Raw genomic sequence first — 12,264 nt, 5'->3', positions numbered from 1 at the left:
ATGTCGAGCTTGCGGCCGGCCTCGGCCCGGTTCCACTCGTCCAGCTTCGGCGACATACGGACCGCGTACAGCGGCAGCGCCTGTCGGGTCGCCGTCGTCTGCGACCGGAACCGCCATTCCGCCCGCACACTCGTGGAGACGGAGCTGGGGGCCATGTCACGGTCGTGCTCGACCGTCAGACGGTAGGGTTCAGAGGCTGAACAGGCTGGGGTTGTCACGGACGTAATCGGCCACCCCCGATGGAGGCCGCCCTGTGACCTGCTCGACCCCGTCCGCCTTGCGGTCGTATCGATTCTCGGCGTGAAGACGAGCCATGGTGGAGATGTGCTGAAAGGCATGGTCCGGCAGCCCCAGCGGTCTGAGATCATCGTTGATCCATTCTTGCAGCGGGACGTCCGTGTACCTGACCGGTCGTCCCAGAGCCGCGGAAAGCTCTGCCGCCATGACGGCGGCGTCCTCCGAGCGCGGGCCGGTCAGCTCGTAGATTCGGCCGATGTGCGGGAACGGATCGGCCAGGATCTCCTCAACAACCGCGGCGACGTCCCGAGCCGGCACAGGGGAGGTTTTCGCCCGGCCGAAGGGCAGTCTGATGCTTCCGTTCTTCGCGATCGAGGAGAAGCCGACACGGAACAGCGGGTTCTCCATGAACACGGTGGGCCTGATCTGGACGACGGGCAGGCCTGACCAGCCGAGGACCTGCTCCACCATCCAGTGCTGCCGCTGCTGCATGGACTCGGAGGTGCTGGTGAGATCCATCTCCGAGACAGTGAGCTGCGACATGTTCACGAACACTTCCAGGCGTCCGTACGCGCGGGCGACGGCCGCTGCCGTCACGGCAGCCTCCAGATACTGTGCCGACACGCCCATGCCGAAGTACATACGTCCACAACCGGCCAGGGCGTCGGCGACGTCGACCGCGCGCGTCAGGTCTCCGACGACGACCTCGGCTCCCGTCGCGCGCAGCGCCTCCGCTCGCTCGTCCTCGCGATGCACCATGGCCCGGACGCGCAGGCCCCGTTGCCTAAGGCCCTCGACCACGGATCGTCCGACGGCACCGACACTGCCCGCCGCGCCCGTCACCAGCATGGGCAGCGCGCTGGCTTCCAGGGTGCCGTCCATACGAGCAGACTGGGGTGTGCATCGCCACGGCGCAACCGGGCATCGACGAGCGGCACCGATCACCACGCCACTGTATGGCGCTTGCTGGAGCGTGGCCCGCGGTCTCGTCCCGTGCTGGGGCCGGTGGGAGACCCTTTCCGCAGGCCAGAAGGCGGTGAACCGGTCTCACGCGAAGATCCGGGCACTCGTCGAGCCGGCCGTCACCAGCCTCAAGTCCTGGCGTCTCCTTCGCAAGCCCCGGTGCTCACCACCCGGATCACCAAGCTCGTCCAGACCGTCCTCACCCTTCATCCGACCAGCTCAAAGTGAGGATGGAAACGGCTCACCGACACTCTGCACGCATGAGTGGAGCACCCAGGCAACAGTCGGGTGACACCTGATCCCCCGATGCGACAACTATCGTGCTTCGGCTCATCGGTCCGGGCTCGCGAGCTGTTCGGGCGCGGCTGTTACGGGTCGAACTCCAAGCGCTCGATGTCTGTGAAGCGGACCTTCTCCAGAGACCCGGCGCGGCGGCCGCCGTCCTGGAGGTACGTTTCTTTGAGCCCTTCGGCGGCGATCTGCTGCAGCTGCTGGTCGCTGACGCCGGTCTGCTGGGCGGCGAAGCGACGCGCGCCGTACTGCGCTGGAAGCGCGACGGTCAGGTGCCGGATGCGGGCGTCGTCGGTTGAGCCGATCGGCGCGGTGTAGCCGATGCGGGCGCGAGTGTCGATGACGATGCCGCCGGTCGTCGCGGCTCTCTGTCGGGCCTTGGCCCAGATCTGCGGTTGCCACCGCTTCTTCACCTCGCGATCCAAGGCGCGCGGCCAGGTCCGGGCGCGGCATTTTGATCTGGTCCTGCACGTACCGCTCCACGGTGCGCTGGGAGATCCGCGGCAGCTGGGCGACAGCCTTGGTGCCCTTGAGCTGCTTGACCAGGTACCGCATCTGCGCGGGCGCACTCTTGGCGCCGGGCGGGTGAACGCCTTTTGCACCGCGGCGTCCAGGCCGTCCCCGGAGAAATGGCTGGACGCACCGTCGTACGACCCGCCGCCGACGTGGTGCTCGTGGATGTCGCCCGCAGTTATGCGGTCTGTCAACCTATCTCGACGCCCATGTGTCTCACGGCGGCTCTTCTCACTGACAGCGTGACGGCACGGCTAGCATCACTACCAGCACGGCCCCAAGAGGCTCGGGCTGCCCATCGACAATGGACGAGTCAGGAGGGGTTTGATGGAGTTCAAGCCGATCAACCGCGCTCCTGGAACTTTCCAGCAGTCGGTGACGGCCGATGACATCCAGCAGGTCTTCCTCCGTGTCTTCGGCACCGGTTCACGAGTCGACTCCGCCGTCGAGCTGGGCGCCGGCATGTACAACCACGTCTATCGCGTGGTCCTGGCCGGTCGGGCGCGCCCGGTGGTTCTACGGGTAGCGCCCGAGGAAGAACGGCAGTTCCGCAGCGAGCGGCGCCTGATGAGGAACGAGCTCGCCAGTCTGCCGTGGCTGGCCCCTATCGCACACCTGATGCCGCAGGTGATCGCCGCGGACTGGACGGGTCAAGTGATCGCCCGGGACTGGATGGTGCAGACCCACCTGGATGGCGTTCCGGCTCCGGAGCATCTGGGGTCGTATCCCCGAAGCGTGTGGCCGGGCTTTTTTCAGCAGATGGGCGCGATCACCCGCACTGTGCACGCCGTACAGGGGCCGCATTTCGGTCCCATGGCGGGGCCGGGGTATGCCACGTGGAGCGAGGCAGTGATCGCGTCGTTGGAGGATATTGCCGCCGACCTGGACGGGGTGGGTCTGGATTCGGCGGACGTGCGCAAGGTCGCCGCCGTAGCCGACCACGACCGGGCTGTGCTGGACGAGGTCACCGAACCGCGGCTTCTTACGGGCGACTTGTGGACCGTGAACACCGTGCTCGACCGGGATGCCGCCGTGCCGACCATCACCGGCGTGCTGGACTTTGACCGCTGTACCTTCGGGGACGTTCAGGCGGATTGGACGATCCGGATGGCGATGGCCAAGAAGGACGAGCGGACCGCGTTCTGGGATTCCTACGGGCTGCTGGACCGGTCGGCGGCGGCGGTGTGGCGGTCGCGGATCTACGAGGCGCGGCATCTGGGTGCGATCCGCCTGGAACGGCACCGGCTGGGGAAGACGGACGCGGTCAGCGAGAGCTACGGGGCGATGGCCGGCCTGCTCGCCGAGCTGAGCTGATCAACGGCGCTCCGAGCGGCCGCCGGCGTGTCGACCTGAACGTGGATCTGCCGCGCGAGCGTGTCGGCCCGCTGTTCCACCTCGGCTGCGTCCCGGCCGGTCACGACGAAGGCGCCCAGCCGGTCGGCGTTGGCGCCTGCGGCGTTCACCGGTCCGCCGATCGCTGCCCGCCAGCGCACGAACGGCACCCCTGGCCCCGGCTTCGGGAACCCGATCAGGGAGGTGAGCCGCCCGGCGCGCGGGCTGGTGATGAAGCGGACGGTGGCATGGCCGTGGGCGGTGGGCGTGAGCGAGGCCGGACGGCCCAGGGCGACGTCGAGCAGGGCCGTGAACACGTCGATGCCCAGAGCGTGGTGGAGCAGGAGGCCGATGTGCCCGCCGCCGAGCCGGGCGGCGATCTCGATGACCGTGCAGCGGCCGTCGGCGTCGACGACGACTTCGGTGTGCGAGGCGCCGTGGCGGATGCCGACCGCGCGGATCACCGCGTCCACCTCCTGGCGCACGGCCGCCTCGGTGGCTGGCGGCAGGCGTATCGGAAGACTGTGCCCGGTCTCGACGCGGCGGGCGCCGCCGGTCACCACCTTCCGTGTGACGGCGAGGTGCGTCGTGACGGCGTCCTGGGTGACGGACTCGACGCTGTACTCGTCGCCAGCGGCATACGCCTGAACCAAGATGCCCGCCTTCGCCTCGTCGCCGTACCGCCCGCGTGCCGCACGGGCGGCGTCGGCGGCCATTGCAGCGTCTGCCGGTGACGTCACCACGGTGACCCCGACCGAGCCCGCCCCGCTGACCGGCTTGATCACGCAGGGGAAGCCGACCGCCGCATCTGAGAGTGCGCCGTGCAGCTCGGTGTCGTCGCGCACAAGCCAGGTGCAGGGGATGCGTATGCCGACCGCAGTGAGCACTGTAGCCATCGCCGCCTTGTCGCGGGCCGCGTGCGCGAGGCGCGGGTCGTTGCCGGGCAGGCCAAGGTCGGCGCACACGAGCGCGGCGAGTTCGGTCAGGTACTCGTTGGCGGTGAGGACGGCACCCACGCCATGGCGGCGGGCGTACGCGGTGATCTCCTCCACGGCCCGGTCGGGCCGGGCGAAGTCGGTGACGACCTGCCCGGCCAGCTCCAGTGGCGCTGCCTGTCCGTCCGTCGTGGCGGTCGAGGTGTGGACTTGGTGGCCGCGCTCGACCGCCGCGCGGGCGAGCGCGGCGGACTCCGGGCCCGCCGCGTCCAGCAACAGCACGGCGTCGCTGCTCATGACAGATAGTCCGTGAAGCCGCCGTCCCGGCAGGTGTCCAGCGTGAAGCAGTGGAAGCCGCCCCCGAACAGGCGCCGGTGACGGTGCCGTACGGGCACCACGTCGAAGCCCTCGGTCTCCAACAGCTTGGCCAGGCCGGTGCACTCCTCGTTGACCAGCACTGTGCGCTCATCGACCGAGAGCACGTTGAGATCGATGTAGGGGCTGGTGAGGACCAGGTCCTCGTAGTCGTCGTAGACCGGGAACGCGCCCGCGTCCGGCTCCGGGGGCACGATGTAGCGCCAGGAGCGCAGCGGTTCGGGCATCAGGTCCCGGATCCCGTCATGCCGGGCCAGGAACACTCCGGGGCGCAGGGCGAGCACCATACTGTCGATGTGGTTGTCCGCCATCCGCCACACGCGGTGGACGCGGTACTGGTGGCCGAGGCGCCGCTCGAGCCACTGTGCGCCCCGGGCGTGGTTGTCCTGCGCGACGTTGACGACCAGGTCGCGGCCCAGTCGCAGCACCTGCGCGCCGTCCAGCATCATCTCCAGGCCGACGTCATACGGGCTCGGCTGTGGGTCGTCGATCGTCTCCGTCGGTCCGCCGAGGGTGGTTGCGGTGTCCCGCGCGTACGACAGGTCGAAGCTGTTGTCGGTGAGGGTGGGGCGGGGCATCGTCGTCCATCGAGCGCCCTTTTGCCAGTACACGGTGAAGACGGGGGCGAGCAGGCGGGTTTCCAGGTAGCGGGAGCGGATCGCGGGCGGAGTCTCGATGATCTCGTTGCCGAGGATCAGGGTGTTGTCGCGGATGTTCAGCGCCGGGGTCGGGGCGGCCTGCCAGCCCAGGCCCGCTATGGGCTGCGCGTCCGGGGGCAAGGTCAGCGGCCGGTGGACGGTGACCCCGAGCCCGGCGAGCGTGGCGGCCAGCGCCTCTACGTCCTCGTGCAGTTCCTCGGCGTACCGCTGCTTGATGGCCCAGCTCTCCCGGTGGTCGGCCGCCGCCCTCGTTAGGCGCGGATAGGCCCAGTCGGACCGGAAGCCGGTCAGGTTTTCGTGGTGGAACAGCTCGAACGAGACGTCGCGGTCGTGTCCCACATAGTTGGCGGCGGACCCGACGACGACCTCCCTGAGCGGAGTGAAGTCGTCGTGACTGTTCAGGGGGCGGGGCATGGGGCGTTCCTCTCGAATGCAGGGTGGGCGGGTCAGGTGGTGCGGGGCGCGCCGGTGACGTGCCGGTCGGCAAGGGCACGACCGTGGCGGACCCGCAGGGTCAGGCCGCCGTTGTCGTCCGGCTGGACGGTGCGCTGTTCGCTCCAGCCGGAGAACCGGAACTCGGCGCTGTCGGCCAGGACGAGTGCGAAGGTCCGCCCGGCGATGGTGAGGGCGAGGACGTCGTCGGCGCCGTGGTCGATGCGGGCCGGGATGAGGGAGCCGTCCAGCGGGGTGGGCGCGTCGAAGTCCGCGAACCCGGACGGCAGCAGCGCCTCGTACGGCAGTCCGGCGGACCACGTGGGCACTGTGGCCGGGGTGGTGTGGTTGAGGAGGACTTCGCCGTGGTTGAGGAGGTCGTGCCAGAAGTCCGGGAACCAGGCCGCGAGTTCTGCGGTGAGCAGGGCGTCGATGACGACGTGGACCCGGGTCACCGTGTCGCTGGTGTTGCGGACCAGGTGCTCTCGGGAGAAGTCGCCGTACCAGAGAGTGCCGGGCTGCCAGCAGTGTTCGACGCCGTCCAGGACGAGTACCGCGTCGTTGGTGGTGACGAGGGGGATGTGCAGGCGCACGAGGCCGCGATCGAGGCGGTACTTGGGGTCGCAGTGCGGGGTCGAGACGGCGCCGGGCCCGAGTGCCATCAGCCGCACGGCGTTGAGCGGGGCTGGGATCGCGTCCAGGATCTCGGCGAGGTAGGGCAGTTGGTCGAGCCATCGGGTCGGCGCGAAGGGCCGGGGACCGGGGCCGCCAGGGTCGGTGCGTTCCGGGTCGCCGCCGAGGCTGCGCAGGGGCAGGACGCGCCAGTCGATCACGGCGGGCCGGCCGACCTGCCCGCCGGAGGTGTGGGTCGCTGCGGGTTCCACGTGTGGGCGGTGACGGCGTCCAGCTCGTCTGTGAGCCGGTCCGCGTCGAACACGGGGGTGAGCCGGGCAGACTCGGCCGCCGCGGTGAGGATGGTGGTCACGGTGAAGGCTCCCGAGTCAGGAGGAGAAGGACACGGCGGTGGAGGTGCCGACGTGCTGGCTCGCGTCGTAGGAGTCGGCGGGCACGGTCGCGAAGCGGGCATCGAGCCGGTCGAAGACGCCCTCGTAGCCCTCGGCGGGGTTGTAGGCGATGCAGAACACGAACTGCGCCAGGGCGCCGGGCTCCAGGGGGATGGCGGGCATCGACACGATCACTCCGGTCCGCGTGTACGGGTCGTACGTCAGCCCCAGATCGTCGAGCGCGGCCAGGAAGGCGGCGAAGTCGGGCACGGCCCAGGTGGGCGGGACGTGCTACTCGACCACCTGCCTGCGCGGGGAGCGGGTGACGTCGACGATGCCGTGGGCGATCGACTGGTAGATGTGCAGGCTGCCGGAGACCTGGGCGTTGACCTCGGTGAACACCACGCGCTTTCCGGGCAGGAGAAGGGCGTCCGCGCTCAGGTGGCCGCGGTAGCCGAGCGCCCGGTACGCCTCAGCCAGGCGGGTGCCGCCGTCCAGCAGTGCCGCGCGCACCTGCTCGTCAACGCCGTCCAGGGGCACGACCTGGTGGCTCAGGCGGCGCCCGACGTAGAGCAGGCGGCCCATCTCGGTCGGGCGGGTGCCCTCGTCGGCGGCATGGTGCTCGGAGTACACCGCGTCCGCGCCGGGCGCGAACTCCTCGATGACGACCGGCCAGCGGCCCTCCCCGCTGGCCCAGGACCAGCGGTCGGCCCAGTACGCGGTGATGCCGTCTGGGCCGGGCGCCAGGTGGTGCAGGTGCCGGGCGCCGACGTGGTCCACCGGCATGTCGGCGTCGCGTACGAGCAGTTGGTTGCCGACTTCGGCGCCGTTGTGGGCCTGCTTGACCACGACCGCCCCGCTCCCGGACGTCTGAAGGAGCGCGCCGGTCGCCTCGATCGCCTCGGCACGGCTGCGGCAGACTCGGCCGGGCAGGATCGGCACCTCGGCGGCTGCGGCGAGCGCCCGGAAGTTCGCCTTGTTGTTGCCGATCTCCCCGCCGCCCTGCGCGAAGAACGCGGCGCCGGGGAAGCGGTCGGCCACGCCCAGGGCGTCGGCGAGGCGGGCCACGGCGGCTGCGGGCCAGAGCGCGAACACCTCCGTCACCGCCTCGCGCGGCCCGCACCGTCTCCACGAAGGCTGCGTCGGTGAGCGAGGCGGGATCGAGCAGCCGATCGCCATGCGCCCCGGCCGGGGCGACCAGCACGGTCAACTCGCCCTGCTTCACGCCCGTGTGGGCCAGGGCGTAGTCGACGAACGCCGCGTCCGGCTCGCAGCCGAGGATGAGCAGGTCACCGGGGCGGGCTAACCACAGCAGACGCTGTGTCCAGGCCCGCATGTCGCCGCGCTCGCGGATCGACGGATCGATGTGGTTGCCGATGAGAATGCGCACAGCGGACTCCTGAAGACGTGGGCGGACACTCTGGGGGTGTCGCGCGGGCACCGGGTCGGGGAAGGGATCACAGAAGGAGGGCAGCGGGCAGCGTGTCGAAGGCCCGCATCGTCGCCGTGCGACGCCGTACGCCGGCGCCGGCCGCAGCCAGCCGGGCCGGGTGGTCGTTCAGGGCGGCGATCAGGGCGCGCAGTCCCGCCTGGGCGACGGTTGTGCCGATGCAGGCGTGCGGCCCCCACCCGTAGCCGAGATGCCGGTTCGGGGCGCGATCCAGCACCAGGTCGTCCGCGCGGTCGAAGGCGGCGGGGTCGCGGTTGGCTGCCGCGAACAAGGGGACGACCTTCTGCCCGGGGTTGATGTCAATCGTGCCGATCTGGCACGACCGCACCGCCGTGCGCGTGGTTCCCTGCACCGGCCCGTCAAAGCGCACCAGCTCATCCACTCCAGCGGCCAGCTGTGCCCGGTCCCGCAGCTGGTCCAGGGCCCAGGGGTGAGCGAGGAGGGTGTGCAGGGCGTTACCGACGGCGGCCGCCATCGTGCTGTATCCGCCCTGGAACATCACCCGCGCCGTGTTCTTCACGTGCAGCCGGGTGAGCTCGTCGGCATCGGGCGCCGCGGCCTGCCGGACACGGGCCAGCAGACCGGGCCGGGCTGAGGCCGCGAACCAGGAGTCGACCAGGTCGCTCAGCTGCTGACGGGCGATCCGGCCCGGCTCCACGAGCGCCGGGTCCAGGCCGCCGTCCATGCTCCGCATGATCGCGTCCGATATCGCGGCGAACTCCCCGTACGGCGGGGGTTCGACACCCAGCAGGTCGGCCACGACCGACACGGACAGCGGTACCGCGATCTCGGACACCGCGTCGAACGGGCCGGCGCCGGCCAGCACATCGAGCCGCTCCAATACCAGGTGGTGGGCGCGCTCCTCGATCGCGGTCAGGTCTTGGGCGCGCAGCGCCGTCATGAACAGCGAGCGAACCCGGTTCTGCTGCGGCGGGTCGAGCGTCTGCACGCTCAGGCTCGGCTCGGGCACGGTGCCCCCGGTGCGCCGGGGGTCGCGGGCGAAGGTCTCGTGGTCGCGGAGCACCCGCACGCTGTCCGCGTAGCGGGTCAGCGCCCACGAGCCCATACCCTCGTGCCAGAACACCGGCTCGGATCGCCGCAGTTCGGCCAGTACCGGGTACGGGTCGCGCAAAATCTCCGCGTCCAAGGGGTCGTAGCGGTCAGTCACAGACGGCATCGCGGGTCCTTCCAGAGCGGGAGAGGCGGGCCCGCCGCAGCAGGCCCGCCCGGGTTCCTCGGGCTCAGTGGTCGTACGACATCGCTGGCCTCCTCTCACCAGGTAGTGCTGTGCGTCGGTGTCGGCAGAGCTTGTGGCCGCCGGCCACAAGCGGCAGCCACAGCTACAGCCGGTACCGCGGGCCGCCCGCACCGACACGTGCGGCCCGCTCCGCCCTCCTCGGGTGAAGGGCTCCGGGACCCGACGACCGCGCTCTGCCGAGAACCGGAGCCGCCCTTGGCCAACGTCCCGCTGGGGAACCCGAGTTCAAGGCGGACGATGTACAGTCAAGCGCCGGGTGCGGAACCCCGGGAGAGGGAAGGATGTAGTCCTGCGTAGGCCCGCGTAGTCCAGGGTTGGGGTGACGGGATGACGAGTAAGCCGCATGCTCAGGCCATCGCGAACCTGATCCGTACGGCCTGCAAGGAGCGCGGCTGGGGCCCCACTGACCTGGCTCGTGCCGTCGGCCGGGCCGAGGGCAGCGGACCCCGTCGAATAGACCGCCAGTACGCCCGCAAATGGATGACTGGCGAACGCACGCCCGGCTTCTGGTGGCCCCACGTCGCCCGCGTCCTTGATCTCGACCCCGACGCGACTGCCATCCTCCAATCCCGCGCACCCGTACCGGCCCTCGCCGATACCGTGGCCTCAGTCATTGAGTTGGGAAGGAACGACCTCGACGTGGACCGCCGGAACTTCCTCACCGCGTCCAGCGGCTACGCCCTCGCCGCTCTCGGCCTGCCCGACCCCGAAAGCATCACGCGCCGCGTCAGCAGCGCGCCGGCCAAAGCCGTGCGGGTCGGCCGCGGCGAGGTCGAAGCCATCAAGGTGATGATCAAGACGCTTGGTGACTCCGCCTCCGAACTCGGCGGCGGCCACGCCCGCCACCTCGCCGTGCGGTACCTCACCGAGGACGTCGAACCCTGGCTCAACGGCAGATACACCGAGGCCATTGGCAGGGAATTGTTCGCTGTCACCTCCCAGCTCGCTCACCTCGCCGGCTGGATGGCGCAAGACGAAGGCAACGCCCCCGAGCTCCAGGGCGCCGCCCAGGGCTACTACGCCCACGCCTACCGGCTCGCCGCCGAAGCCGGCGACCCCGAACTGGCCGGCACCGCCCTCCGCGGCCTCGCGGTCCAGTGCATCGATCTCGGCTACTGCGCCGAAGCCGTCCAGCTCAGCGAAGCCTGCGTGAACTACGGCCGGGCACTGCAGAACCCGCGCGCCGTGGCCTACTACAACGCGACCCTCGCCAACGCCGCCGCCCAGGACGACGACCGCACCCTTGCCACCCGACACCTCGCCGTCGCCGAGAGCGCCATCAGGAAGCCCTCCACCGGATCGGGCGACTCATGGGCAGCCCACTACTCGCCCGGCCGCCGGGCCCACGAGACTGGGATGATCCACACCCGTCTCGGGGACCTCACTGCCGCTGAAGAGCACCTACACCTTGCCCTCGACATCCATGGCCTCGACCGCCGCCGCACCCGCGCCATCGTCCTGGCCGACCTCGGCGGCGTACGTCTGCGCCAAGGCAACGTAGACGGCGCCATGTCGACCTGGTCCGACTTCCTCGACTGCGCCGAGGGGGTCCGTTCCGTCAAGGTCCACACCGCCATCCGGGACATGCGGGTACGACTACGCCGCTTCCCAGACATGGCCGAGGCTCAAGAACTCACAACACGAGCCGCAGCGTTCACGTGAGGCCGCCCGCGCTGCGATAGGCGCCCAACCTCACTCACCAGACTGCCCTGGCGGAGGATGGAGGGCAGTGATCTTTACTCCGGTCAGTCTGAGCTGCTCCACCAACCGGGCATTCTGTGCCTCAAGCTCGGCGTTCCGCAGTGCGAGAAGCTGAATCTGGTTGGCATAGGTAGCCACGATGTCCTTCAACTCGCTGATCTCAGAGGCGTGTTCCCGACGGAGCTCGCGCTCAGCCCTCTTCAGCCGGGACACCTCGGCTCGCAGTTCCTCCGGTTCCGGACGCCGGGTCTGCGGCGCCTCCAGAATCTCCTTCACCGCCTGCGCCACCGGCGAGCGGTAGTAGGAAGCGCGGGAGACCCCGGCCTCGGTGCACACATTGACGATTGTGATCTTGCCGTCGGTGGTCTCGGACAAGCCGTGCATCAGCCGTTCGAAGGCGTCCATCAGCGCCTGGTCAATGTCCGCCAGCGGGCGACCGCCGTGGCGCAGACGGTCGAAGGTCTGCCGATCCTCAGGTCCGTTTCCTCGTTCACGCAGTGTGTCGGCCTTCCTCGGGCTGTTCTGCCTGCAGACCTCTGAGCAGGTCATCGAGTTCTGCGGTGTAGTCAGTGAGGGCGATGACCTGAAGCCGGGGCAGCGCCTCACGGTCCTTCTTCCGCATGTCCAGGGCGGACAGAGCCTGGTCCCGCGCTGTGCGCAGCCGGGGGACGTGGATCGCGGATCGCCGGGCGTTGGGACAACTCAGACACATGTTGTGCAGCGGCAAGGGCCGCCCTGCCTCCTTGTGAGGGGCCACTAAGTTTCCGGACAGGGACCCAAAAGGTTGTCCTGAACAGGAAACGAGGAAGAAGTGGCGCCACTGAGCAAGTACTCGCCGGAGTTCCGCGAGGAAGCCGTCCAGATCGCGTTGAGGTCGAGCAAGACGATCTCCGAAGTCGCGCGACACGTTCTCCCGCCGGATCGTCGGCTGGTCCGCGGCCACCGTGAAGGAAACGGTCTTCGTCCTGGACGCCCTTGAGACGGCCGTGTGGCAACGTGACCGCGACCAACACCCAGTTCAGCCAGGCGAGTTGATCCACCACTCGGATGCCGGGTCGCAATATACGAGTTTCCGGCTCGCAGAGCATCTGGACGCCGCCGGCATCGCCGCCTC

At 69.7% G+C, this 12,264-nt stretch carries 12 protein-coding genes and 4 pseudogenes; 4 read left to right on the top strand and 12 right to left on the bottom strand.

All coding sequences use genetic code 11. The annotated features are described in order from the left end of the window. Nucleotides 1-189 precede the first annotated feature (189 nt). Nucleotides 190-1,185: an NAD(P)H-binding protein gene (locus tag AB0D27_RS43345; protein WP_362520620.1), complete on the bottom strand. Its 996-nt coding sequence runs from the start codon at nucleotides 1,183-1,185 to the stop codon at nucleotides 190-192. Nucleotides 1,186-1,225: 40 nt separating this feature from the next. Between AB0D27_RS43345 and AB0D27_RS43340 the strand changes: the two are divergent. Next, nucleotides 1,226-1,428: pseudogene (locus AB0D27_RS43340) on the top strand (transposase family protein); the annotation flags it as partial. Nucleotides 1,429-1,568: 140 nt separating this feature from the next. Here AB0D27_RS43340 and AB0D27_RS43335 read toward each other — a convergent pair. Then, a pseudogene (locus AB0D27_RS43335) lies at nucleotides 1,569-2,171 on the bottom strand (XRE family transcriptional regulator). Nucleotides 2,172-2,331: 160 nt separating this feature from the next. Here AB0D27_RS43335 and AB0D27_RS43330 point away from each other — a divergent pair. Next, nucleotides 2,332-3,318: an aminoglycoside phosphotransferase family protein gene (locus tag AB0D27_RS43330; protein ID WP_362520618.1), complete on the top strand. Its 987-nt coding sequence runs from the start codon at nucleotides 2,332-2,334 to the stop codon at nucleotides 3,316-3,318. Here AB0D27_RS43330 and AB0D27_RS43325 read toward each other — a convergent pair. From AB0D27_RS43325 to AB0D27_RS43290, 8 genes and pseudogenes are all read right to left on the bottom strand, one after another. Then, complete coding sequence (locus tag AB0D27_RS43325) at nucleotides 3,279-4,568, bottom strand: ATP-grasp domain-containing protein (RefSeq protein WP_362520615.1); 1,290 nt, start codon at nucleotides 4,566-4,568, stop codon at nucleotides 3,279-3,281. The genes AB0D27_RS43330 and AB0D27_RS43325 overlap by 40 nt on opposite strands. Continuing rightward, on the bottom strand, nucleotides 4,565-5,719 hold the full coding sequence (locus tag AB0D27_RS43320; RefSeq protein ID WP_362520612.1) for a glycine amidinotransferase: 1,155 nt from the start codon (nucleotides 5,717-5,719) through the stop codon (nucleotides 4,565-4,567). Before AB0D27_RS43320 ends, AB0D27_RS43325 begins: the two co-directional genes overlap by 4 nt. Before the next feature lie 32 nt (nucleotides 5,720-5,751). Beyond that, the gene (locus AB0D27_RS43315; RefSeq protein WP_362520609.1) at nucleotides 5,752-6,621 is read right to left on the bottom strand and encodes an aspartyl/asparaginyl beta-hydroxylase domain-containing protein; all 870 of its coding nucleotides are present in this window, start codon (nucleotides 6,619-6,621) and stop codon (nucleotides 5,752-5,754) included. Further along, complete coding sequence (locus AB0D27_RS43310; RefSeq protein ID WP_362520606.1) at nucleotides 6,567-6,722, bottom strand: hypothetical protein; 156 nt, start codon at nucleotides 6,720-6,722, stop codon at nucleotides 6,567-6,569. The genes AB0D27_RS43315 and AB0D27_RS43310 overlap by 55 nt, the downstream gene beginning before the upstream one ends. A 16-nt stretch (nucleotides 6,723-6,738) precedes the next feature. Then, complete coding sequence (locus AB0D27_RS43305; RefSeq protein WP_362520604.1) at nucleotides 6,739-7,011, bottom strand: peptide ligase PGM1-related protein; 273 nt, start codon at nucleotides 7,009-7,011, stop codon at nucleotides 6,739-6,741. A 21-nt stretch (nucleotides 7,012-7,032) separates the two neighbouring features. Continuing rightward, nucleotides 7,033-7,836: a hypothetical protein gene (locus AB0D27_RS43300; protein WP_362520601.1), complete on the bottom strand. Its 804-nt coding sequence runs from the start codon at nucleotides 7,834-7,836 to the stop codon at nucleotides 7,033-7,035. Nucleotides 7,837-7,882: 46 nt separating this feature from the next. Next, nucleotides 7,883-8,077, bottom strand: a pseudogene (locus tag AB0D27_RS43295) (hypothetical protein); the annotation flags it as partial. Between the two features lie 121 nt (nucleotides 8,078-8,198). Further along, entirely contained in the window at nucleotides 8,199-9,368 is a 1,170-nt protein-coding gene (locus AB0D27_RS43290; protein WP_362520598.1) for a cytochrome P450, read from the bottom strand. A gap of 408 nt (nucleotides 9,369-9,776) precedes the next feature. On the opposite strand from AB0D27_RS43290, the gene AB0D27_RS43285 reads away from it, so the two are divergent. Continuing rightward, nucleotides 9,777-11,111, top strand: coding sequence for a tetratricopeptide repeat protein (locus AB0D27_RS43285; protein ID WP_362520595.1), 1,335 nt, complete (start codon nucleotides 9,777-9,779; stop codon nucleotides 11,109-11,111). Between the two features lie 30 nt (nucleotides 11,112-11,141). Here the strand turns inward: AB0D27_RS43285 and AB0D27_RS43280 are convergent, their stop codons facing one another. Together AB0D27_RS43280 and AB0D27_RS43275 are read right to left on the bottom strand one after the other, a co-directional pair. After that, a complete protein-coding gene (locus AB0D27_RS43280) occupies nucleotides 11,142-11,555 on the bottom strand; it encodes a hypothetical protein (protein WP_362520592.1) in 414 nt (137 codons plus the stop codon). Between the two features lie 85 nt (nucleotides 11,556-11,640). Further along, nucleotides 11,641-11,877: a hypothetical protein gene (locus AB0D27_RS43275; RefSeq protein ID WP_362520590.1), complete on the bottom strand. Its 237-nt coding sequence runs from the start codon at nucleotides 11,875-11,877 to the stop codon at nucleotides 11,641-11,643. A 175-nt stretch (nucleotides 11,878-12,052) separates the two neighbouring features. On the opposite strand from AB0D27_RS43275, the pseudogene AB0D27_RS43270 reads away from it, so the two are divergent. Next, nucleotides 12,053-12,264: pseudogene (locus tag AB0D27_RS43270) on the top strand (DDE-type integrase/transposase/recombinase); the annotation flags it as partial.

Source organism: Streptomyces sp. NPDC048415 (assembly GCF_040651675.1).
Classification (GTDB): domain Bacteria; phylum Actinomycetota; class Actinomycetes; order Streptomycetales; family Streptomycetaceae; genus Streptomyces.
Note: the sequence above shows the minus strand (reverse complement) of the source record. Positions and strands in the feature narration are given on the sequence as shown.